General features: G+C 44.3%; 23 protein-coding genes and 1 other RNA gene. 14 read left to right on the top strand and 10 right to left on the bottom strand.

What is annotated here, in order from left to right:
* Positions 1-87: 87 nt before the first annotated feature.
* The 3 genes from Q5H80_RS12000 (at position 88) to mscS (ending at position 3,726) form a co-directional block, all read left to right on the top strand.
* Positions 88-1,251, top strand: coding sequence for a phosphoglycerate kinase (locus Q5H80_RS12000; RefSeq protein ID WP_009847672.1), 1,164 nt, complete (start codon positions 88-90; stop codon positions 1,249-1,251).
* 155 nt (positions 1,252-1,406) lie between these two features.
* On the top strand, positions 1,407-2,483 hold the full coding sequence (gene fbaA, locus Q5H80_RS11995) for a class II fructose-bisphosphate aldolase (RefSeq protein WP_009847671.1): 1,077 nt from the start codon (positions 1,407-1,409) through the stop codon (positions 2,481-2,483).
* Positions 2,484-2,859: 376 nt separating this feature from the next.
* Entirely contained in the window at positions 2,860-3,726 is an 867-nt protein-coding gene (mscS, locus tag Q5H80_RS11990; protein WP_304564876.1) for a small-conductance mechanosensitive channel MscS, read from the top strand.
* A 115-nt stretch (positions 3,727-3,841) separates the two neighbouring features.
* On the opposite strand, the gene Q5H80_RS11985 is transcribed toward mscS, so the two are convergent.
* Positions 3,842-4,471 (bottom strand): LysE/ArgO family amino acid transporter, encoded by a 630-nt coding sequence (locus tag Q5H80_RS11985; RefSeq protein WP_012604800.1) that lies wholly within the window; start codon positions 4,469-4,471, stop codon positions 3,842-3,844.
* A gap of 142 nt (positions 4,472-4,613) precedes the next feature.
* On the opposite strand from Q5H80_RS11985, the gene Q5H80_RS11980 reads away from it, so the two are divergent.
* Complete coding sequence (locus Q5H80_RS11980; RefSeq protein WP_122047391.1) at positions 4,614-5,510, top strand: LysR family transcriptional regulator ArgP; 897 nt, start codon at positions 4,614-4,616, stop codon at positions 5,508-5,510.
* Between the two features lie 110 nt (positions 5,511-5,620).
* Positions 5,621-6,334 (top strand): oxidative stress defense protein, encoded by a 714-nt coding sequence (locus tag Q5H80_RS11975; protein WP_065679472.1) that lies wholly within the window; start codon positions 5,621-5,623, stop codon positions 6,332-6,334.
* Positions 6,335-6,600: 266 nt separating this feature from the next.
* Here the strand turns inward: Q5H80_RS11975 and serA are convergent, their stop codons facing one another.
* The 5 genes from serA to zapA all read right to left on the bottom strand — a co-directional run bounded on the left by serA (position 6,601) and on the right by zapA (position 9,980).
* A complete protein-coding gene (serA, locus tag Q5H80_RS11970) occupies positions 6,601-7,830 on the bottom strand; it encodes a phosphoglycerate dehydrogenase (RefSeq protein ID WP_017097288.1) in 1,230 nt (409 codons plus the stop codon).
* A 261-nt stretch (positions 7,831-8,091) separates the two neighbouring features.
* Positions 8,092-8,748: a ribose-5-phosphate isomerase RpiA gene (gene rpiA, locus Q5H80_RS11965; RefSeq protein WP_009847664.1), complete on the bottom strand. Its 657-nt coding sequence runs from the start codon at positions 8,746-8,748 to the stop codon at positions 8,092-8,094.
* Between the two features lie 123 nt (positions 8,749-8,871).
* The gene (locus Q5H80_RS11960; protein WP_304564875.1) at positions 8,872-9,471 is read right to left on the bottom strand and encodes a 5-formyltetrahydrofolate cyclo-ligase; all 600 of its coding nucleotides are present in this window, start codon (positions 9,469-9,471) and stop codon (positions 8,872-8,874) included.
* A gap of 6 nt (positions 9,472-9,477) precedes the next feature.
* A non-coding RNA gene (gene ssrS / locus Q5H80_RS11955) (6S RNA) lies at positions 9,478-9,660 on the bottom strand.
* An 11-nt stretch (positions 9,661-9,671) separates the two neighbouring features.
* Positions 9,672-9,980 (bottom strand): cell division protein ZapA, encoded by a 309-nt coding sequence (zapA, locus tag Q5H80_RS11950; RefSeq protein ID WP_004735366.1) that lies wholly within the window; start codon positions 9,978-9,980, stop codon positions 9,672-9,674.
* 307 nt (positions 9,981-10,287) lie between these two features.
* On the opposite strand from zapA, the gene Q5H80_RS11945 reads away from it, so the two are divergent.
* Genes Q5H80_RS11945 through Q5H80_RS11935 form a run of 3 tightly spaced genes read left to right on the top strand, consistent with a single transcriptional unit; the run spans position 10,288 to position 13,301 of the window.
* Positions 10,288-10,863 (top strand): YecA family protein, encoded by a 576-nt coding sequence (locus tag Q5H80_RS11945; protein WP_304564874.1) that lies wholly within the window; start codon positions 10,288-10,290, stop codon positions 10,861-10,863.
* Between the two features lie 24 nt (positions 10,864-10,887).
* Positions 10,888-12,066: a 2-octaprenyl-6-methoxyphenyl hydroxylase gene (ubiH, locus tag Q5H80_RS11940; RefSeq protein ID WP_304564873.1), complete on the top strand. Its 1,179-nt coding sequence runs from the start codon at positions 10,888-10,890 to the stop codon at positions 12,064-12,066.
* A gap of 11 nt (positions 12,067-12,077) precedes the next feature.
* The gene (locus Q5H80_RS11935) at positions 12,078-13,301 is read left to right on the top strand and encodes an FAD-dependent 2-octaprenylphenol hydroxylase (RefSeq protein WP_304564872.1); all 1,224 of its coding nucleotides are present in this window, start codon (positions 12,078-12,080) and stop codon (positions 13,299-13,301) included.
* 126 nt (positions 13,302-13,427) lie between these two features.
* Here the strand turns inward: Q5H80_RS11935 and Q5H80_RS11930 are convergent, their stop codons facing one another.
* From Q5H80_RS11930 to ygfZ, 3 genes are all read right to left on the bottom strand, one after another.
* Positions 13,428-13,634 carry a DUF1107 domain-containing protein gene (locus tag Q5H80_RS11930; RefSeq protein ID WP_009847660.1) on the bottom strand — a complete coding sequence of 69 codons (207 nt, stop codon included), beginning with the start codon at positions 13,632-13,634 and terminating at the stop codon, positions 13,428-13,430.
* A 563-nt stretch (positions 13,635-14,197) separates the two neighbouring features.
* Positions 14,198-14,659, bottom strand: coding sequence for an aminoacyl-tRNA deacylase (locus tag Q5H80_RS11925; protein ID WP_304569415.1), 462 nt, complete (start codon positions 14,657-14,659; stop codon positions 14,198-14,200).
* A gap of 4 nt (positions 14,660-14,663) precedes the next feature.
* Positions 14,664-15,635: a tRNA-modifying protein YgfZ gene (gene ygfZ, locus Q5H80_RS11920; RefSeq protein WP_304564871.1), complete on the bottom strand. Its 972-nt coding sequence runs from the start codon at positions 15,633-15,635 to the stop codon at positions 14,664-14,666.
* Between the two features lie 167 nt (positions 15,636-15,802).
* Between ygfZ and Q5H80_RS11915 the strand changes: the two genes are divergently transcribed.
* Positions 15,803-16,063, top strand: coding sequence for a succinate dehydrogenase assembly factor 2 (locus Q5H80_RS11915; protein ID WP_004735374.1), 261 nt, complete (start codon positions 15,803-15,805; stop codon positions 16,061-16,063).
* The gene (locus tag Q5H80_RS11910; protein ID WP_369809700.1) at positions 16,011-16,451 is read left to right on the top strand and encodes a protein YgfX; all 441 of its coding nucleotides are present in this window, start codon (positions 16,011-16,013) and stop codon (positions 16,449-16,451) included. The genes Q5H80_RS11915 and Q5H80_RS11910 overlap by 53 nt, the downstream gene beginning before the upstream one ends.
* Before the next feature lie 65 nt (positions 16,452-16,516).
* Here Q5H80_RS11910 and nadB read toward each other — a convergent pair whose 3' ends face one another.
* A complete protein-coding gene (gene nadB, locus Q5H80_RS11905) occupies positions 16,517-18,133 on the bottom strand; it encodes an L-aspartate oxidase (protein ID WP_304564869.1) in 1,617 nt (538 codons plus the stop codon).
* Positions 18,134-18,521: 388 nt separating this feature from the next.
* On the opposite strand from nadB, the gene rpoE reads away from it, so the two are divergent.
* The 4 genes from rpoE to Q5H80_RS11885 are packed head-to-tail and all read left to right on the top strand — an operon-like array spanning position 18,522 to position 21,176.
* Positions 18,522-19,100, top strand: coding sequence for an RNA polymerase sigma factor RpoE (gene rpoE / locus Q5H80_RS11900; protein ID WP_004735377.1), 579 nt, complete (start codon positions 18,522-18,524; stop codon positions 19,098-19,100).
* Positions 19,101-19,126: 26 nt separating this feature from the next.
* Positions 19,127-19,750: a sigma-E factor negative regulatory protein gene (locus Q5H80_RS11895; protein ID WP_304564868.1), complete on the top strand. Its 624-nt coding sequence runs from the start codon at positions 19,127-19,129 to the stop codon at positions 19,748-19,750.
* A complete protein-coding gene (gene rseB, locus Q5H80_RS11890; protein ID WP_304564867.1) occupies positions 19,747-20,709 on the top strand; it encodes a sigma-E factor regulatory protein RseB in 963 nt (320 codons plus the stop codon). Before Q5H80_RS11895 ends, rseB begins: the two co-directional genes overlap by 4 nt.
* Entirely contained in the window at positions 20,706-21,176 is a 471-nt protein-coding gene (locus Q5H80_RS11885) for a SoxR reducing system RseC family protein (protein ID WP_304564866.1), read from the top strand. The genes rseB and Q5H80_RS11885 overlap by 4 nt, the downstream gene beginning before the upstream one ends.
* Positions 21,177-21,196: the final 20 nt, after the last annotated feature.

Raw genomic sequence — 21,196 nt, 5'->3', positions numbered from 1 at the left:
AGCATTACCAGTTGAATAATTTATAGGCTTAGCAGGGTTGCTGAGTTTCCAAAACTTTATTTTTATTTAAATTTGAGAGGACAAATCATGTCTGTGATCAAGATGACTGACCTGGAACTTGCAGGTAAACGCGTATTCATCCGTGCTGACCTAAACGTACCAGTAAAAGACGGTAAAGTAACTTCAGATGCTCGTATCCTTGCATCTCTACCAACTATCAAACTTTGCCTAGAAGCTGGCGCAAAAGTTATGGTTACTTCTCACCTTGGTCGTCCTACTGAAGGCGAGTACAACGAAGAGTTCTCTCTAGCTCCTGTAGTTAACTACCTAAACGACGCACTAGACTGTGACGTTAAACTAGCGAAAGATTACGTAAATGGTCTTGAGCTAAACGCTGGTGAACTAACTGTTCTTGAAAATGTTCGCTTTAACAAAGGCGAGAAGAAGAACGAAGAAGCTCTTTCTAAGCAATATGCTGCACTATGTGACATCTTCGTAATGGATGCATTTGGTACAGCTCACCGTGCTCAAGCGTCTACACACGGTGTGGGTACTTACGCTCCTGTAGCATGTGCTGGCCCTCTTCTAGCTGCTGAGCTTGAAGCGCTTGGTAAAGCAATGGACAACCCAGCTCGCCCGCTAGTGGCTATCGTTGGTGGTTCTAAAGTTTCTACTAAACTAACCGTTCTAGAATCTCTTTCTAAAATCGCTGACCAACTTGTTGTTGGCGGTGGTATCGCGAACACGTTCATCGCTGCTGAAGGCCACAACGTAGGTAAGTCTCTATACGAAGCTGACCTAGTTGAAACGGCTCAGAAACTAATGAAAGAGTGTGCTATCCCTGTAGCGACTGACGTTGCATGTGCTAAAGCATTCGACGAAAACGCAGAAGCTGAAATCAAGCACGTTTCTGAAGTTCAAGACGACGACATGATCTTCGACCTTGGTCCAGATTCAACTGCAGCTCTAGCTGAAATCATCGGCAACGCGAAAACTATTCTTTGGAACGGCCCTGTAGGCGTATTCGAATTCAAGAACTTCGAAGCGGGTACAGCTGGTATTTCTAAAGCAATCGCTGATTCTGAAGGTTTCTCAGTAGCAGGCGGTGGTGACACGCTAGCAGCTATCGACAAGTTCGGTATCAAAGCAGATGTTTCTTACATCTCTACTGGTGGCGGTGCTTTCCTTGAGTTTGTTGAAGGTAAAGTACTTCCTGCAGTAGCTATGCTTGAAGAGCGTGCTAAAGCGTAATTGATTTAGAAAGGCGAGATACGAATCTCGCCTTTTAACGTTTGCTGCATATCACACTTATTTGCTAGAATAGCGGAAGTTGTGAGCAAACGATTGCAAATTTTTAAACTTAAGTTTTTTATCTTAAAACGAATAGAATAAATAGGACTATTTCCATGTCTAAGATCTTCGATTTTGTAAAACCTGGTGTAATTTCTGGCGATGACGTACAGAAAGTATTTGAAGTAGCAAAAGAAAACAAATTTGCTCTTCCTGCAGTAAACGTTGTTGGTACTGACTCTATTAACGCAGTACTAGAAGCGGCTGCTAAAGTTAAGTCTCCAGTTGTTGTTCAGTTCTCTAACGGCGGCGCTGCATTCTTCGCAGGTAAAGGCGTTAAACTTGAAGGTCAAGGCGCACAAGTTCTTGGTGCTGTAGCTGGTGCAAAATACGTACACGCTGTCGCTGAGTCTTACGGTGTTCCAGTTATCCTGCATACTGACCACGCTGCTAAGAAACTTCTACCATGGATCGACGGTCTACTAGACGCTGGTGAAGAGTTCTTCGCACAAACTGGTAAGCCTCTATTCTCTTCTCACATGCTAGACCTTTCTGAAGAGTCTCTAGAAGAGAACATCGAAACATGTGCTACTTACCTAGCTCGCATGGCGAAAATGGACATGACAATCGAGATCGAACTTGGTTGTACTGGTGGTGAAGAAGACGGCGTTGATAACTCTGATATGGACGCATCTGAGCTTTACACTTCTCCAGAAGACGTAGCATACGCATACGAGAAGCTAATGGCTGTTAGCCCTCGTTTCACTATCGCTGCATCTTTCGGTAACGTACACGGTGTTTACCAAGCTGGTAACGTTGTACTTACTCCAACTATCCTACGTGACTCTCAAGCATACTGTGCAGAGAAGTTCGGTATTGCACCTAACGCTCTAAACTTCGTATTCCACGGTGGTTCTGGTTCTTCTGAAGCAGAAATCCAAGAGTCTATCGGTTACGGTGTTATCAAAATGAACATCGATACTGATACACAGTGGGCAACTTGGGATGGTATCCGTCAGTACTCTGCTGATAACTTCGATTTCCTACAAGGTCAAATCGGTAACCCAACTGGCGAAGCTGCGCCAAACAAGAAGTACTACGATCCACGCGTATGGCTACGTGCTGCTCAGTCTTCAATGGTTACTCGTCTTGAGAAAGCATTCGCTGACCTTAACGCTGTAGACGTACTATAATTCTTTGAATTAAGTACTCTTTAAGTTTTAAAAACCCGCTCATTGAGCGGGTTTTTTTATGTCTGATAAAAACTTGTATTAAATATGTGAAAAACCTAGCCTACGGTGAATAAATTTCGTAGTCTTTTAGTTATCGATATTTGCGTTTATTGGGAAGTTTTATTAATTCAAAAGCTTACATAAATATGACTTTGCAATCGGTCAAAGATAGGATATCGTGCCGAAAAACTGGACCTGGTTCAGTTTATAAAAAGGACTTGGCTTTAATTTACTTTTAACACAGTGACTTAACAGGAGTTAAACTGTTTATTATTGTAAAAGTAACTTTGGCTTAAGACAGTTTAGCTCATAGCATATTATATAGAGGATGCACATTATGGCTGATAGTTCGACAGCGCTTGAGACTCCAATTGTGGATGGTTTATCTCAGGCCGAGCAGTGGTTAACAAATAATTCAGATCTATTTATCCAATACGGTGTAAACATTATCTCTGCACTGATAATTCTATTTATTGGTAACTTGATTGTTAAAGCAGTCGCGAATAGCGTATCTAAAGTTCTTGAGAAGAAGAAGATGGACCGAGCTGTTGTGGAATTTATCCATGGTTTAGTTCGTTACTTATTGTTTGTTATTGTTCTTATCGCTGCACTTGGTCGTTTAGGCGTTCAAACTGCATCTGTAGTTGCTGTTATTGGTGCGGCTGGTTTAGCTGTTGGTCTTGCACTGCAAGGCTCACTATCTAACTTTGCAGCGGGTGTACTTATTGTTGCATTCCGTCCATTCAAGTCTGGTGACTACGTGGAAATTGGTGGTGTAGCGGGTTCAGTTGAGTCAATTCAGATCTTCCAAACTGTTTTAACAACACCAGACAACAAAATGGTTGTAGTACCTAACGGAAGCGTTATCGGTAGCCCAATCACTAACTATTCTCGTCATGCGACGCGCCGTATTGACCTAATGATTGGTGTTTCTTACAACGCTGATCTTCAGAAGACAAAAGCGCTACTGACTAAGATCTGTGAATCTGATGAGCGCGTATTGAAAGATCCAGGTGTACAAGTTGGTGTTCACACGCTAGCTGACTCTTCAGTTAATTTTGTTGTTCGTCCATGGGTTAGCACTGCTGACTACTGGAATGTTTATTTCGACCTTATGCAAGCTATCAAAGAAGGCTTGGATAACGAAGGTATCGAAATCCCATTCCCGCAAATGGATGTACACATGAATAAAGTTGAAGCTTAATTTCTAGTTAGTTTTTATAGCTATAAACTTTTATAAGGAAAGGCGGATAACTTAGGTTATTCGCCTTTTTTTGTTGGATGAGTAACGTTTGTTTGATGACTAAAGAAGAATAGGTTTACCCGTATTGCTCAATGAGTCCATTGGCGAGTACAAGTGCAATAGCGAACATCATGGTTGCTACTGCGATATCGATGCCTTTCTTAACTTTAGGTTTCGATAGCGTTGGACCTAGCTTTGCTGCGCCTAATGATAAGGAATAAAACCACACGAATGAAGCTAAGATAGTCCCCATCGCAAACGCAACTCTGTCGTTGCCTTCAAATTGCCCACCAATAGATCCAAGAATCACTACGGTATCCAAATAGAGGTGTGGGTTTAATACTGTTACAGCTAATGCACCCAAAATAACGGTGCGCTTGCCACGAGCCAATACCTCACCTTTTGATTCATCACTGGTGCGCGTTTTGAATGCACTGCGCAGTGATAGCAAACCATATACCGTTAGAAAAGCGATACCGCCCAATGTGACAGAGGTAAGCAGTAATTCATTTTGAGACAGAATTGCTCCGCCACCAAAAATACCCAATGAGATAAACAGGGTATCGAGCAGGCTACAAATCGTTGCAGTCGTTAAATGATGATTGCGTTTTATTCCTTGATTTAGGACGTACGCATTTTGTGCACCTATAGGGATTATCATACTTGCCCCTAGACCAAAACCTTGTAATAAAACCCAAAAACTCATTTTAACCTCCACTTAATTAACGATATTTACGTGCTATGTAGCGAAGATACTCCGACCCTGTAAATAAGTATAATTAATGATTTTAATCCATTATTAGAGTTGCTAATGTGGTGTTGGGTTAGCTTAAAAAGGAAGCAAATTGATGCGTGGATTGGATTATAAATGGATTGAAGCACTGGATGCCGTGGTGAAACAACGTAGCTTTGAGAGGGCTGCTGAGCAGTTATACATCTCCCAATCAGCGGTGTCCCAACGTATCAAACAGCTAGAAAAGTGGTTAGCCCAGCCAGCGCTTGTGAGAGAAAACCCACCAAGGCCGACACCAGCAGGAAAAAAACTGTTGGGTTTGTATCGTCGTGTTCGCTTGCTAGAGCACGAGCTTGTGCCTGAGTTAATGAATGAAGAGGGTACTCAACCACTATCGATATCCATAGCCACCAACGCTGATAGTTTGGCGACATGGTTGTTACCTGCACTGTCGGATGTGATGAAGTCTCGCCAAGTCGAGTTGAACCTCGCGATTCATGGCGAGTCTAGAACCATTGAAAAAATAAAAAGCGGTGAGGTTGCCGGTGCGATCAGTTTGGAGCCCCAAGCGATCCCTGGATGCAGTGCTGACTACCTCGGTAGGATGGATTATGTGTGTGTGGCGAGCCCTGGCTTTCATCAGCGTTACTTCTCTGAGGGCGTAAACTACGCCACATTAAGCAAGGCGCCTGCGGTTTCCTATGATCAATACGATGATCTGCATAAGAAATTTCTGCATGATCATTTCAATGTACCCAGAGACAGTGTGATCAATCATACGGTCGGCAGTTCAGAAGCATTTGTGCGCTTGGCATTATCGGGTGTTGCCTATTGCTTGATTCCTCGATTGCAGATTATCGAGGAACTAGAGTCTGGTGCTTTGATTGATATTACCCCTGGCTTTCTGCTGTCTTATCGCATCTATTGGCACCATTGGCAGCTTGAGAGCGGGGTGCTAAAAGAGGTATCCCAAGCGATATTAAGTTTTGCTCACAATCATTTACCTCAGTAAGTTGTCGGTTTTTTCAGCGTCAAAGTTCTGTTAGATGTGCACAATCAGGATTGGCTAAACGATAAATTACTCTATGATGGAAGGACATTTGTTTAGCATAGGTCTACCTAATGAAGTTTGTACCAAAGATGTTAGCAACGTCTCTTACTCTTACTGCTGCGTTGAGTGCTGTGAGCTTTCCATCACTGGCTGACTCTCCATCCTTTCCGCATATTTCAACAACAGGCTATGGTGAAGTGATCGCGACACCAGATATGGCGACATTCTCAGTGAGAGTGGTTGAGTCAACGATGACAGCTGAACAGGCTAAAAGCACGGTTGATAAAGTGGTAACGGGCTTTCTAAATAAGCTGCATCAAGCCGGCGTAGATGAGGCGAGCGTACACAGCTCTAATCTGTACCTATCTCCTCAGTACCATTATCCAAAAGATGGCAAACCAGAATTGGTCGGCTACCGAGCTTCACGTAATGTGACCGTTCAAGTGAATGAACTCGCCAATCTAAACGAGTACATGGATATTGCGATAGGACAGGGTATTAACCAGATCGATAACATCCAGCTGCAAGTTCGTGACCAAGCTAAGTATCAAGAGCAAGCACGCTTAGAAGCGATCAAAGATGCGACATCAAAAGCTAAATCATTAGCGAGTGGTTTTGAGCGTGAGCTCGGTGATGTTTGGCGTGTTGATTACAACGCACAATCTTCTCAGCCGGTGCTAATGCGTTCAATGGCGATGGATGCAAGAACAGAGTCGAACTCTTATGAAGACTCAACGATCACCATTCGTGATCGTGTCAATGTGATCTATCAGATCGAAGAGTAACAGCAGCGTTATCGAAGGTTTTGGATCATGATGATCTAATAGTAAATAACTGTTCACCCTAGCTTGTTAAAATGCTCGATAGCTGCGTTGGAATTTTTGATTGTAGAATAACTACTTATCGAAAAATGCCGCCTTGTTCTCAAGCCTTTTTCCTACGCTATTTTTGATCACTTACTTACTGTGATTGGTATAATTACCTACGATAGGCCAAATACGAAAAAGGCTCTCATCATGAGAGCCTTTTTTATGCATTTTGAGTACGATGATTAGTGAAGAAGACGAGCACGGATTGTGCCTTCGATCTCTTTCAGTTTAAGCAGTGCTTCTTCAGAGCGATCGGCTTCTACATCGATAACAACATAACCCATATCTGCTGCGGTCTGTAGGTACTGACCTGCGATGTTGATCCCTTCTTCTGCGAAGATGGTGTTGATCTGAGTTAGGATACCTGGGCGGTTTTCGTGAATGTGTAGCAAGCGAGATGTGCCCGTATGCAATGGCAGTGATACCTCTGGGAAGTTAACACTTGATAGCGTAGAGCCGTTATCAGAGTATTTCGCTAGTTTACCAGCAACTTCAACTCCGATGTTCTCTTGTGCTTCTTGAGTTGAACCACCCACGTGAGGCGTTAGAATCACGTTATCGAACTGCATTAATGGAGACTCAAACGGGTCTGCATTGGTTTTTGGTTCTGTTGGGAAAACATCAATAGCCGCACCAGAAAGGTGACCAGAATCCAGAGCGCCACACAGAGCAGGGATGTCAACTACCGTGCCACGAGCTGCATTGATAAAGATAGAGCCTGGCTTCATGCGCTCGAACTCTTCTTTACCCATCATGTCTTTAGTTTCATTCGTTTCAGGTACGTGTAAAGAGATCACGTCACACTTATTCAGCAACTCGGTCATAGTATGAACTTGAGTGGCATTACCTAGAGACAGCTTGTTTTCGATATCGTAAAAGTAAACACGCATACCAAGGTTTTCAGCAATAATACCCAGCTGAGTACCGATGTGACCGTAGCCAATAATACCTAAACGCTTACCACGAGCTTCGTAAGAGTTGTCTGCACTCTTTTTCCAGATACCACGGTGAGCAAGAGCATTCTTCTCTGGGATACCGCGAAGCAGCAATAGAACCTGACCTAGAACGAGTTCAGCAACACTTCGAGTGTTTGAGAACGGTGCATTGAAAACAGGGATACCGCGCTTTGCTGCTGCTTGAAGGTTGACTTGGTTGGTACCAATACAGAAACAACCGACTGCAACCAGCTTTTCAGCCGCATCAATAACTTCTTGGGAGATGTTGGTGCGAGAACGGATACCAATGAAGTGAGCATCTTTAACTGCTTCAAGAAGTTCATCTTCAGGTAGTGAGCCTTTGTGGTACTCAATGTTTGTGTAACCAGCGGCTTGCAGAACTTCTACAGAAGAAGGGTGAAGACCTTCTAGAAGTAGAATTTTTATTTTTTCTTTTTCCAGTGAAACTTTGGCCATTGTTCTCGTCCTTAAAATGGAAAGGTTGGGCAAATGCGGCGCACGTGCTACAAAATGGCTGAAAGGGGAACAAATTCACCACTTTGTTAGGAGACAAACGTTTTCCCTGTGCGTCTTCTGAACAATAAAGTAACAAAAAAAAAATGTTTTGGGTAAGAAAATTACGGAATAAGACATAATTTTACAGCAATAAAGCAAAAAAAACGGCGCCCTAGGGCACCGTCTGTAATGAAGTAACAGAAAAACTCAATCTTCTATTATTTATTCTTCGATTTTTGCACCTTCAGGCGTGCCAGTGATAACTACATCAGCACCACGGTGAGCGAACAGACCAACCGTTACCACACCAGCGATGCCATTGATGATATCTTCTAGCTGTTTTGGGTTTTCGATCGCCATGCCGTACACATCTAGGATCACGTTGCCGTTATCGGTTGTGCAGCCTTCGCGGTAAACTGGGTCACCACCAAGTTTTACTAGTTCACGTGCTACGTATGAGCGTGCCATTGGGATAACTTCAACAGGCAGTGGGAATTTACCCAACACATCAACTGCTTTGGTACCATCAACGATACAAATAAACTTATCAGAAATAGCTGCTACGATTTTTTCACGAGTCAAAGCAGCGCCGCCGCCTTTGATCATATCGCGAGAACCGTTAATCTCGTCAGCGCCATCAACATAGATGTCTAGCTTGAATACGTCGTTGCATTCGAATACTTTGATTTCTAGCGCTTCTAGTTTTTCAGTAGAGGCTACAGAGCTTGAAACCGCACCCTTGATTTTGTCTTTCATTGTGCCAAGTGCGTCGATGAAGTGATTTACTGTTGAGCCAGTACCTACACCTACAATGCTGCCTTCTTCAACATATTGAAGTGCTGCCCAGCCCGCTGCTTTTTTCATTTCATCTTGAGTCATGCCATTCTCCTGAATAAGGTCTTGCGCTTTGAATTAATCGTTTGCGTAATGATGAAGTTAACGTTTAGATATTGGGTAACTTTTGGATATCGAGGTTAACGTTTGCGGCGCGATTATAGCGCTTTAATGGTTGTTTTCCCATTGCCAAGTTTTACTCGGAGTCACGATTTTAGGTAACGGAATATCCCAACCTTCAATTGGTAAGCGATCGACATGTTGGCAATCGTGAGCAAGGCCAATAGGTGTTGCGCCAGTGCCCGTCTCGAACCATCGAGCCAAGGTGCGATCGTAATATCCACCGCCCATGCCTAAGCGATGCCCCTTAGAGTCAAAGCCCACCAATGGTGTGAGAATAAGATCGAGTTGTTGGCATGGTTTGACGAGCAATTGATTGAGCTGGGGTTCAACGATACCGTATTTATTAAGGACGGTCGGTGTGTCTGAAGAATAATGAAGAAATAACAGGTGTCCGGCAGAGAAGGGGTGCAATACTGGTAAATAAGTTTGCTTACCTTGCGCCCATAACCATTCAATTAACGGCTGGGTATCGAGTTCGCCATCAATCGAAATATAGAGGGCTATATGTTGAGCTGACTGAATCTCATCAAGCTGAGCACACTGCTTAACTAAGTCTATACCGGATTGAGTTTGTTGATTGCCAGATAAGGCATTGCGTTTGATACGGATCTGTTTGCGAAATTCGCTGCGTGTGAGCGTCTTCATATGAAGGGATACCCCAAAGTGCCGTTGAGAATAGATGGCCCTTGAACCAGCGAGTTCAAGGCGGATCAGCAATGATTACCGTAGGCTTCTCGGCGGACCGAGCATGCTCAATAGCACTCAAGTACTAACCCTTAGGGATTGCTTATCGGCTCGGGGACGTGAATCCTCTGACAAACACTCCAGGGTAAATTTTGTGTACGCTATTGCTGTCCGTGCTTAACTTTACTGAGGACATCTGAAAGCGATGTCGTGAGCTGTTCCATTCGCTCGGTCAGTGCGTTTTGTTCATCATTTGCTTCAAACTTCTTGGTTTGTAATTCATAGCAAATGTTCAGAGCTGCGATCGTTAGCAGCTTCACTTCATTGGTTACCTTAGTACGTTCAGCCATCTCTTTCAATCGATTATCAAGATCGGCCGCCGCTGCAATCAATGACTCTTCTTGCCCTGGGGGACAATTCACTCGAGTCAGTTTTCCTAATATTTCAACGTCTACCGCTTGATTACTCATGATGGATGAACTCTTTAACGCACTATTTAAGGCTGTTGCCCTTTATCATTTTTTGAGAAAGAAAAAGTGCAAGTACCGATGAGGAAGCAATCTCCTCTGAGGGAGAAACTATAGGTAAACCGCTATTAAGATTCAAGCTTTTCAGAGTGACTGTTTGTAAATGAGAGCTTGAGCACACAGTAATTCAGCAAATTGAACAATTGGTAGTCAGTCATCCTTCAATTGCTCAGGATCGATGCTTACCAGAATTGGGGTGAAGTGGTACGATTATACTATCGATATAAAGAATAACTGAGCGAGCTATTTGATGAGCGAAACTACTTTACCTGACTACCTAACGGTTGCGACTGAACTTCAATCGGCAAGCCTAGCCGTAAACCCTGCTGAGATGCATGGTTTATTAACGGGTATGTTGAGCGGAGGCTTAAACCTAGCAGATAAAAGCTGGCAACCACTTATCTTTGATTACACCAATGAAGGTATGGGGTGGCCAGATCGCGCATTAACGTTAGCGGAAGCGACATTAAAGGTGACGACCAGCGAAATCACAGGTTCAGGCATGGAGCTGTCCATGTTGTTGCCTGACGAAGACGCAAGCGCAAGCTTGTATGATTTGGCTGATGGCGTGTCTGATTGGATTAACCACTTTATTTCTGGTTTAGGCTTGGTTGGCGCTCAATTGAATAAAGCGTCTGACGGTACCAAAGAAGCATTAGCTGATCTTGAAGAGATGGCCAAGCTAGGCATTGACGAAGACGATGATATGGAAGAGCAGGCGCAGCTTCTAGAGCACGTTATTGAACACGTAAAAGCGTGTGCACTAACGATTCATGCTGAATTCGGTGCTCGCCCATCTGAAGATGCGGCTCCAACCATTCATTAATCCGCTTGTCGGTTTGAGGTTATAATGGCTCAGTATGATGTTGTAATTGCTGGTGGCGCAATGGCGGGGGCGACCTTAGCCCTTGCTCTGAATCACCTCAGTCAAGGTTCACTATCGATCGCGGTAGTAGAGCCTTATCAGGTTGATCATCAAGCTCACCCTGGCTTTGATTCTCGTTCGATCGCTCTGTCTTATGGCACGGTGCAGATCCTCGACTCTTTGCACCTTTGGCAATCTATCGCTCCGGTCGCGACCCCAATTAAAGATATCCATGTGTCGGATAGGGGCCATGCCGGAATGACGGACATCTACAGCGAAGAGCTCGCTGTTGATGCGCTTGGCTATGTGGTTGAGTTGGCGGATGTGGGGCGAATCTATCAGCAGAAGCTTGAATCAGAAGCTGCAATTACGATGCTTTGCCCTGAGTCTGTTAGAACCGTTGAACGTGATGAATCGTTAACGACGATTGAGCTGACAAGTGGACAGACAGTAACCACTAAGTTATTGGTTGCAGCTGACGGTGCTATCTCAACCTGTTGTCAGCAACTCAATATCTCATTGAGTGAGCATGACTTTGAACAGGTTGCTGTGATTGCCAATATCGTAGCGAGCGAACCCCATCAAGGTCGAGCATTTGAGCGTTTTACTCATCATGGGCCAGTCGCTCTATTACCGATGAGTGATAACCGTTTGTCGCTGGTTTGGTGTCTGCCACCAGAGCAAGCACAGCAAGTCACCGCTTTAAGCGATGATGAATTTCTTGAGCAGCTGCAGAAAGATTTTGGTTGGCGGTTAGGTCGATTAGAAAAAGTGGGCAAGCGTGCGAGTTACCCATTAATTCTTCGTCATCGCCAGCAGAATATTTCTCATCGTTTTGCGATCGTAGGCAATGCTGCTCAAACACTTCACCCTATTGCGGGACAAGGTTTTAATCTTGGCATCCGTGATGTGGCTTCCTTGGCTGAAGAGTTATGTACTCAATTGGATGATGTGGGTCGTTACACAGGTCTTGTTAACTTTAGAAAGCGCAGAGAACAAGACAGAGACACGACGATTACGTTGACTTCAAGCCTAGTTCATCTGTTCTCAAACGATTTTTTGACCGCTCGTATTGGGCGAAATCTTGGGTTAGCCGTAATTGATAGCCTCCCACCACTTAAAGGTCCACTTTTGCGTCATACGCTTGGCCTAGTAGAAAGATAAGGTAATAAATAATGATGCAAAGTGTTGATATCGCGATTGTTGGTGGTGGCATGGTTGGCCTAGCGCTTGCCGCTGCACTAAAAGACAGTGACCTAAGAATTGCTGTAATTGAAGGCCGAGCGCCTAGCGAAGGGCTTAGCGAATTGCCTGATGTGCGTGTGTCGGCATTGAGCCGCTCGAGTGAAGTGATTCTTCGTAACCTAGGCGCATGGCAAGGTATCGAACAAAGACGTGCTGCGCCCTACCAAGCAATGGAAGTGTGGGAACAAGACAGCTTTGCTCGCATCGAGTTTGACTCGACACGCTTGGCTCAGCCGAACTTGGGCCATATTGTAGAGAACCGTGTGATCCAATTAGCGCTGCTTGATCAGGTTAAGAAGCAAGATAATGTCAGCCTATACATGCCTGCAACGTGTAAAACGATGGCGATTGGTGAGAGCGAAGCATGGCTAACGTTAGATAACGGCCAAGCGCTGACAGCAAAGTTAGTTGTTGGAGCTGACGGTGCAAACTCTTGGGTTCGTAAACAACAAGATATCCCATTAACTCATTGGGATTACGGCCACAGTGCGATTGTCGCGAACATCAAAACCTCAGAGCCGCACCATAGCGTTGCTCGTCAAATATTCACACCGCAAGGGCCGTTGGCGTTCCTGCCAATGCAACCAACGAATATGAGCTCGATAGTTTGGTCTACGGAGCCTAATCGTGCCGAGAAGCTTGTATCAATGTCGGATGCTGATTTTAATAAGCAGCTAACGGCAGAGTTCGACTCAAAGCTTGGATTATGCGAAGTGGTTGGTGACCGTTTTGCCTTCCCACTGCGCATGCGTTATGCACGTGACTTTGCTGTAGAGCGTGTCGCTTTGGTAGGTGATGCTGCTCATACTATTCACCCATTAGCAGGGCAAGGCGTGAACCTTGGTCTATTAGACGCAGCAAGCTTAGCGCAAGAGCTGTTAACGCTATGGGCTTCTGGTGAGGATATTGGCACCAAGCGTAACCTTCGTGGCTATGAGCGCTGGAGAAAAGCTGAGGCGGCGAAAATGATTGCTTCAATGCAGGGCTTTAAAGATCTGTTTGAAGGCGATAATCCGGCTAAGAAGCTGATTCGTGGTATCGGTATGAAGCTTGCAGGTCAATTACCGGGTGCGAAAGATGAGATAATGAAGCGAGCGCTAGGTTTGTCGGGCAACCTTCCGAATTTAGCTAAGCGCCCCGTAGCACACCGATAGTCGCGTGAGATGGATTGTTTTGATGGTCAGTAGCTAAAGTTGATAGTAATTGACGACATCACGAACACGAAAAAAGGGTTGGCATTATGCCAACCCTTTTTGTTTTTAATTCTGTAGATAATCAGGTTATGCGTACGCGCAGCGCAGTTTCATGATTTCACTATTTATTTCTTTCACTGTCTGAAAGTGACGCTTTTCTGCTCGGTCTGGTAGCACTAGCTTACCGTTATCAAATTCAAATTTTCCTACGCCGTAAATGTAGATTCGTCCTTTGAAAAGTCGACTTACATGTTTAGCAATCATACTCGGTGTATAGCGCTTAAACAGTCTCATTTTTAATTATCCTTATATTTACCTAGCCTGCATATTATAGAAAAACTCCGAGATAATTATTGTGATGAGCATGGAGTAATATGCAGTAGAGTTGACGTTAATTAGATATTTGTGCTGTTCTGAGCACTTTCTTCAGTAAATATCTATTTTTACGTGAGCTTCTCCCCAAAATAATACTGAGTAGTGAACTGCTACGAACTTTCTTGTTTGGTATTAAGCAGTATTAATGTTACAAGTATAAGAATAGGCGGGATTTTTTTGTTTGTGTAATCAAATTGTAAATTTTGAACAAAAAAAAAGCCCGTCTAAAACGGGCGAATAGTCACAGATGCATTACACAAAAGTGGATACTGATGTTACTCAGTGGATTCACTTGTACTGATTTGCTTAAAGGCTAGTCAGTAAAATTACAATAACGCAAATTCAACCTTGTGACTACTTATGCTTTTATTTTGAGTAACTATTTAATGTGGGTGTGTTTTTCTTATGACGAAGTTCACACTAAAAATGTACTCAATGAAATATTGAAATGAAGTTTGCGAAGCATGATCTGTTCGAAACGATCATCGACTGATGTCAGCGACGATCGGTGCACATAGTGCTATAAGATCATTGGGCTCCAACGCAACACCAGCCATTCGATCACCCGAGCTAATGGTAACGGTCGAGTTGCTCTGAATGGAAGGATCAAAAATGATCGGCATGTATCTCTTTAGAGCAATAGGCCCAACACATCCAGCTTTAAAGCCGGTGATGGCTTCAACATCAGCAAGTGATACGCAGGTCATTCGACGGCAATTCAGTACCGAGCGTACTTTCTTTGGATCGATAGAGCGATCGCCAGGAGTACATGCCAACGCATACTGGTTTCCCATATCCTTAAGCAGGATGCACTTCACCATTTGAGAGGCATTAATACCTCGTTCTTGCGCGGTCTCTTCGATGCTGGTGGTTGGCTTGCTTTGCACCAGCAGGCGATAGTCCACCTGCTGTTGATCCAACCATTGTGTAATCAGTGTTTCCACGTGGCTACTCTTCGTCAAGGCTGTAAGGCAGTGGCAGAATGTTCCATATTTGCTCAGGTTGCGCAGTCAATCGAAGCTGAACATCGTCATCAAGGTTGTTTGGCAACACCATCAAACCAATCGCCTTATTATCAGCAAATTGATAGACGTTTAATAGTCGGCCTGCACCGCGCCAGTTCTCACCTACGCTGCGCTCTAGTTCAATCGTATTCTCTAGAGACAATACATCTGAACTCGTTCCAGAAACAATGCGCATTTCACGCTTGTTCATGCCTCGGTATTTAGCACGAGCAACCGTTTCTTGACCTGTGTAACAGCCTTTTGAAAAGCTGATACCGCCAATCGCTTGCAGGTTGAGTGCTTGAGGGATGTGTTCGTTTTGCTCTGCTTTCGATAGGTTCGGCTGAGCATCAAGAATTTCATGATACTGCCAAAGCGCTTCTGATACTTTTTCTGCAGTGCTGCTTGATACCAAGGCTTTTGCTACTTGTTGCGTAACAAGTAGAGCCCAACGGTTGTCAGAGACTTGAACCGCTGTACCACCAGAGATTACACGCACTTTACCTTGGCTTTCTGAAATCGAGTCAATGTATTGATCAGCTGACGCGCCCATGACACCGATAACAACGTCAGACGTTTGCTCGATATCAACCTTAGAGAATACGGCGTATTTTTTAATTTCAACTAATTCGATTTCAATCGCAGACTTAGGCTGCATAAGAGCGTAGCCACCATTGTGGTGGAACAAACGAAAGATACTCCAAACCTTTCCTTTCGCATCACAATGCGCGCCTAACGTGGATTCATCATTAGGAAGAGTGACGACATCGCACGTTACTTGACCTTGTAGGTACGACTTTTTGTCATCGCCTATCATGGTGATTGCACTCCAGTCTGACACGTGTGTCATCATCAGATCTGGAAGCGATTCATTTTGCGTATGAGCGAGCGGCTGAAATGTGTTTTTCCAATCCATTTTATCTTTCCTAAGAATTTTATTTGGCTCTATGTTAATCCGGTTCTGTTTCTTTGTCAGCTTAGGTTTTTTTGTGAGCTTAGATAGGGACTGTGACTCACATAGTAGTTGCAGAGCGTATGACTTGTTACACTCCGAGAAAGAAAAATTATAGGTGAGGATAGCCAATGTACACTGCAGAGCAGAAAGCACGAATTAAATGGGGTTGCCGTCGTGGCATGTTAGAACTTGATGTAGTTATCATGCCATTTTTCGAAGAGTGTTTTGATTCGTTGCAAGAGCAGGAGCAGCGTGAGTTTGTTTCTCTATTAGAGTGTGATGACCCAGACCTGTTTACTTGGGTAATGGGACACGGACGTAGTGAAAACCTAGGCCATGCTTCAATGGTTGATAAAATTGTCGCGCATAACCTCAGCAAGGTTCGTTAAGCTTCAGCTTAACCCTTCGTATTCCGCATTATTTGCAAAAGGCACTGTTTTTGGGTGCCTTTTGTTTTTCATCGTTTTCTCTTCTATTCCGCTCGTTGTTGCCCTCTATTGTTTAGCTTTAGTGTTCAGTTTGTTTAAAGCCAATCATGTAATCTTGAATACAGCACATGGATGCTTTGACTATAAAGAAGATGGCGAGATTCGACTCAATGGGCAAGCCTACACACTTAAGTCCGTTGATAAGATCTGGGCGCAGTTCTTCGTTAAATTGCAGTTTGAGTGCGGATATTCAGTCTTGTTGTGGCGAGATAGTTGCAATGAACGTGAATATCGACACTTCTTGGCGCATTTACAACGAGTCCGTTTGATAAACGAAAGCATTGGATAAACAAGAACCAAAGATAAAAGAAAGGGAGCTCTAGGCTCCCTGTCGTCTTTTTCCATGACCAAAAATTAAGACTGGCTTTTCTCTGGTGTCAGAATGGTTGGGCCGCTGTCTTCTGCAAGTTCAGGGTAATCCAGCGTGTAGTGTAGGCCGCGGCTCTCTTTACGTTGCACTGCACAGCGAACCATCAACTCAGCCACTTGTAGTAAGTTACGCAGTTCTAATAGGTTATTTGAAACCTTAAAGTAGCTGTAGTACTCATGAGTTTCCTGCTGCAACATCTGAATGCGGCGCATTGCACGTTCAAGGCGTTTGTCCGTTCGAACAATACCCATGTAATCCCACATGAACAGTCTTAGCTCGTGCCAGTTGTGTTGAATGATCACTTCTTCATCACTGTTGGTGACTTGGCTTTCATCCCATGCCGGAAGTTCAGCGCACAGTTGAGATTGGTCGATGTTTTCAACGATATCTTTTGCTGCTGCCCACGCGTATACCACACACTCAAGCAGTGAGTTTGAAGCCATACGGTTTGCACCGTGCAAGCCGGTATAACTCACTTCGCCAATCGCATATAGGTTAGTGAGGTCAGTTTGACCTTGCTTATTGACCATGACACCACCACAAGTGTAGTGAGCAGCCGGTACGATTGGAATCGGTTCTTTGGTCATATCAATCCCCAAATCCATCAAGCGAGTATGGATCATTGGGAAATGTGTCGTGATGAATTCTTCAGGCTTGTGGCTGATATCAACATACATGCAGTCAGCACCTAAGCGCTTCATTTCAAAGTCAATCGCACGAGCAACCACATCACGTGGAGCCAATTCACCGCGCTCATCGAAGTCCTTCATAAAGCGAGAGCCATCTGGGCGACGCAAATAGGCACCTTCACCACGTAATGCTTCCGTTAGTAGGAAGTTACGCGCTTCTGGGTGGAATAAGCAAGTCGGGTGGAACTGGTTGAACTCAAGGTTTGCCACACGACAACCCGCACGCCAAGCGATAGCAATACCATCACCTGAAGAGACATCTGGGTTAGAAGTGTATTGGTAAACCTTTGAAGCGCCGCCTGTTGCCAATACAACAAATTTAGCGCGCACGGTTTCAACGTGTTCTTGGTTACGGTTCCAAATGTAGGCACCGATAACCTTGTCTTTCGAACCACCAATCTTATCTTCGGTGATTAAATCCAGCGCATTATGACGCTCGAAGATCTCGATATTTGGGTGATTATTGACGTTATCTTGCAGTGAGGTTTGCATCGCCATGCCAGTTGCATCGGCAGCGTGCAGGATTCTGCGGTGACTGTGGCCACCCTCACGAGTGAGGTGATATTTTGGTTGGCCTTCTGTGCTGTTTTCATCTTTATCAAATGGAACACCACCATCAATCAGCCATTGCACACACTCTTTAGCATTTTCAGCAATGAATTGAACTGTATCTTCTTCGCATAACCCAGCCCCAGCAATTTGAGTATCTTCTACATGAGACTCAATACTGTCCGATTCATCGAACACCGCCGCAATACCACCTTGTGCGTAATACGTCGATCCTTCGCTGCGTGGTCCTTTGCTTAATACAATTACTTTTGCATGTTCTGCTACGCGTAAGGCTAATGACAAGCCTGCCGCACCACTTCCTACCACTAATACATCACACTGATGTTCACGGTTTGCGTTCATAAAACTTATTAAATCCCGGGCTATAGTCGAGTTGTCCATGCTCAATTGACTTCGTCTTGTTTTAGGAGTTTGGGTAAGACTGTTATAATCTTTCCTAGTCATCCTAAAACACGACACAAAATCAATATATAGACAGCTATCTAGAAATATTTAATTGCTCAATACCATTGCTTTTGCTCAAGTTTCCCCAAATTGATAGGGATAACTATTTTTATTACATCACATTGTGAAACAATAATGGCAAATAATTTTAGGAAAGTTGGAACTTTCGGTATTTGGCTTAGTCACAATAGTGCTCTTGTAGACGGTGGTGTCAATACTACATTTCGCATAATTAGTACCCATATCTGTGAAGGTAAGGGTTATAACAATAGGAGTACCCGCTCGAATGAACGAGCAGCTAACCGATCAAGTGTTGATTGAGCGAGTTCAGAGTGGAGATAAGCAGGCATTTAACTTATTAGTGGTTAAGTATCAAAACAAAGTTTGTAATCTTATCTCTCGATACGTGAATAATTCCGGTGATGTACCAGATGTAGCACAAGAAGCTTTTATTAAAGCTTACCGCGCGATACCTAACTTTCGTGGTGAGAGTGCTTTTTATACATGGTTGTACCGAATTGCCGTGAACACCGCTAAAAATCATATCGTTGCCCAGAGCCGCAGGCCGCCAGCAACAGATGTAGATGCAGAAGATGCAGAATATTACGAAACAGGCAGCGCGTTAAAAGAAATATCGAACCCTGAGAACTTAACGCTGTCAAACGAATTGAAACAAGTTGTTTTTGGAGCGATTGAAGCGCTACCCGAAGACTTAAAAACTGCAATGACGTTGCGTGAGCTCGAAGGTTTGAGCTACGAAGAGATTGCAGAAGTAATGGATTGCCCTGTAGGAACCGTACGTTCGCGTATTTTCCGAGCTCGTGAAGCGGTGGAAAAGAAAATCAAACCTCTTTTGCAACGCTAGAACTTGTAATAATTATGGTGAAAATAATGGCTGATAAAGAAAAGCTTTCGGCACTCATGGATGGTGAAACGATCGATAAAGCTCTCATAGTAGATCTCGAATCTGATCAAGAAAGCATGGATACCTGGCAGAGTTACCATTTAATTGGTGATGTTATGCGTGGGGATGCGCCAGAAACTCCAGAGTGGAACATTGCTAACAGTGTAGCGACAGCGCTTGATGATGAGCTTGCACATGGCTCAATGTCGAAACTGCACCAAGTGAATGTTGAACCTACTATTGCTCCAATTGAAGAGCAGCCTAAACCTCAGCAAGCGAAGCGTCAGCTTCCTGCATGGTTACAACAGTTTGGACAAGTTGCCGTGGCAGCGTGTGTTTCATTAGCGGTTGTATTAGGTGTTCAGCAATATGGCGGCAGCGATCCCGCAGCTCCAGAGCAGTTGCCTGTACTCCAGACGATTCCATTTGCAGGTTCTGCGGAACCAGTAAGCTTAACGCGTGACTCTGTTGAGAGACCTGCATCTGAAGCTAACATGCAAGAACAACGCAAACGCGTTCATGCATTGTTAGAAGATTATGAGCTACAACTAAGATTAAACAGTGATGCATCGCCAATGGAAGATGCACACCTAGAATCGGATATTGAATGAAGAAAATCCTGGTCAGTGCACTGACACTGTTCAGCTTGATGTCTCCAACAGCCTTTGCAGAGGAAACCACTGCAAAGGCCTTGTTACATCAAATGAACGAGGCCAGTCAGCATCTAAATTACGAACTCTCCTACATATTGATAAAGAAGAGCAGTATTGAACCTCTGCTTTATCGTCATGCAGTTAACGACGACCGACAACTTGCACACCTTGTTTATCTGAGCGGCCCTGTTCGTGAGGTTATTCGACGTGGCAATGAAGTTAGCTACATCGAACCGGGTACAGAGCCATTTACTATTCAGTCTGGCAGTATGGTTGCACCTGTCATTCCGATGATTAATCGAGATATTGATTCTCTCAACCAATACTACGATTTTGTAAAAGTTGGGCGTTCTCGTGAGGCGGGCAGTACCACGCAAGTATTACGCGTCGTGCCGAAAGACGGCCTTCGATACTCTTACGTGGTTTGGGTCGACGAGAAAACCAACCTTCCTTTGCGTGCCGATCTTTTGGATCGTGATGGCGAAGTGCTTGAGCAGTACCGCACTATCTCTTATGTCGTGAACGATAAAATTGCAGAAGCAATGGGCGGCTTGAATCAAGCTAAATTGCCGAAGGTTTTGTCATTGCCAGAAGGCTTGGTGAGCGAGACTGATTGGCAAGCCTCGTGGGTGCCAGAAGGATTTAAATCGAAAGAACTCAGCCGTTACCAAATGGCTGCGACCGAAAAAATGGTTGAAAGCCAGCTTTTCAGTGATGGATTATTTAGCTTTTCGGTTTATATCGCCGATAAAGACGAACATTCATTGAAAGGACAGCTGGTACGCCAAGGACGAAGAACCTTGCACAGCTTAGTGATTGGCGACAAAGAAATATCTGTGGTTGGTGATATTCCGCCAGCAACGGCCAAGCGTATCGCTCAATCCGTCACGTTCAATAAACCGGCACCAGCGCAATGATGACTGCGTTGGCTACCGTTAGCTCAGTCGAACAAAAAGGTAAGCAATATTTTGTTCAACTGAGCTGCGAACAACAAACCAGTTGCAGCAGCTGCTCATCTCAAAAAAGCTGCGGAACGGGTATTGTGACCAAGGCTGTTGGCAATAAATCCTTGTTTTGGCAGCTTAAAACCCAAAGCTTAGTTAAAGCAGGCCAGATCGTAGAAATTGGCTTTCCAGAAAAAAGCCTACTTCAGTCTGCGGCTATTGTTTATCTTATCCCGCTTTTCATGTTGATGTTTGGTGCTGGTTTCGGACAACTCTTGTTACAACCCTTACTCCAAGGGGGCGAGGGCATTGTTATCTTAACTGCAGCGCTGTTTACTGCTGGTGGTATTGGCTTGGCGAAGCGCTTAGCTAAACCAATGGAAGACAAATCCAAGCAAGAAGTTGTCTTGATTAGAATCCTAGGCAAGTCTCTCATCTAATTTATGATGCTTATTGCCCT

This window comes from Vibrio sp. SNU_ST1 (assembly GCF_030563405.1).
GTDB lineage: Bacteria > Pseudomonadota > Gammaproteobacteria > Enterobacterales > Vibrionaceae > Vibrio.
Note: the sequence above shows the minus strand (reverse complement) of the source record. Positions and strands in the feature narration are given on the sequence as shown.

Coding starts and splice junctions, on each gene's coding strand:
- Q5H80_RS12000 (WP_009847672.1), top strand. CDS start 88: ATGTCTGTGATCAAGATGACTGACCTGGAACTTGCAGGTAAACGCGTA.
- fbaA (WP_009847671.1), top strand. CDS start 1,407: ATGTCTAAGATCTTCGATTTTGTAAAACCTGGTGTAATTTCTGGCGAT.
- mscS (WP_304564876.1), top strand. CDS start 2,860: ATGGCTGATAGTTCGACAGCGCTTGAGACTCCAATTGTGGATGGTTTA.
- Q5H80_RS11985 (WP_012604800.1), bottom strand. CDS start 4,471: ATGAGTTTTTGGGTTTTATTACAAGGTTTTGGTCTAGGGGCAAGTATG.
- Q5H80_RS11980 (WP_122047391.1), top strand. CDS start 4,614: ATGCGTGGATTGGATTATAAATGGATTGAAGCACTGGATGCCGTGGTG.
- Q5H80_RS11975 (WP_065679472.1), top strand. CDS start 5,621: ATGAAGTTTGTACCAAAGATGTTAGCAACGTCTCTTACTCTTACTGCT.
- serA (WP_017097288.1), bottom strand. CDS start 7,830: ATGGCCAAAGTTTCACTGGAAAAAGAAAAAATAAAAATTCTACTTCTA.
- rpiA (WP_009847664.1), bottom strand. CDS start 8,748: ATGACTCAAGATGAAATGAAAAAAGCAGCGGGCTGGGCAGCACTTCAA.
- Q5H80_RS11960 (WP_304564875.1), bottom strand. CDS start 9,471: ATGAAGACGCTCACACGCAGCGAATTTCGCAAACAGATCCGTATCAAA.
- zapA (WP_004735366.1), bottom strand. CDS start 9,980: ATGAGTAATCAAGCGGTAGACGTTGAAATATTAGGAAAACTGACTCGA.
- Q5H80_RS11945 (WP_304564874.1), top strand. CDS start 10,288: ATGAGCGAAACTACTTTACCTGACTACCTAACGGTTGCGACTGAACTT.
- ubiH (WP_304564873.1), top strand. CDS start 10,888: ATGGCTCAGTATGATGTTGTAATTGCTGGTGGCGCAATGGCGGGGGCG.
- Q5H80_RS11935 (WP_304564872.1), top strand. CDS start 12,078: ATGATGCAAAGTGTTGATATCGCGATTGTTGGTGGTGGCATGGTTGGC.
- Q5H80_RS11930 (WP_009847660.1), bottom strand. CDS start 13,634: ATGAGACTGTTTAAGCGCTATACACCGAGTATGATTGCTAAACATGTA.
- ygfZ (WP_304564871.1), bottom strand. CDS start 15,635: ATGGATTGGAAAAACACATTTCAGCCGCTCGCTCATACGCAAAATGAA.
- Q5H80_RS11915 (WP_004735374.1), top strand. CDS start 15,803: ATGTACACTGCAGAGCAGAAAGCACGAATTAAATGGGGTTGCCGTCGT.
- Q5H80_RS11910 (WP_369809700.1), top strand. CDS start 16,011: ATGCTTCAATGGTTGATAAAATTGTCGCGCATAACCTCAGCAAGGTTC.
- nadB (WP_304564869.1), bottom strand. CDS start 18,133: ATGAACGCAAACCGTGAACATCAGTGTGATGTATTAGTGGTAGGAAGT.
- rpoE (WP_004735377.1), top strand. CDS start 18,522: ATGAACGAGCAGCTAACCGATCAAGTGTTGATTGAGCGAGTTCAGAGT.
- Q5H80_RS11895 (WP_304564868.1), top strand. CDS start 19,127: ATGGCTGATAAAGAAAAGCTTTCGGCACTCATGGATGGTGAAACGATC.
- rseB (WP_304564867.1), top strand. CDS start 19,747: ATGAAGAAAATCCTGGTCAGTGCACTGACACTGTTCAGCTTGATGTCT.
- Q5H80_RS11885 (WP_304564866.1), top strand. CDS start 20,706: ATGATGACTGCGTTGGCTACCGTTAGCTCAGTCGAACAAAAAGGTAAG.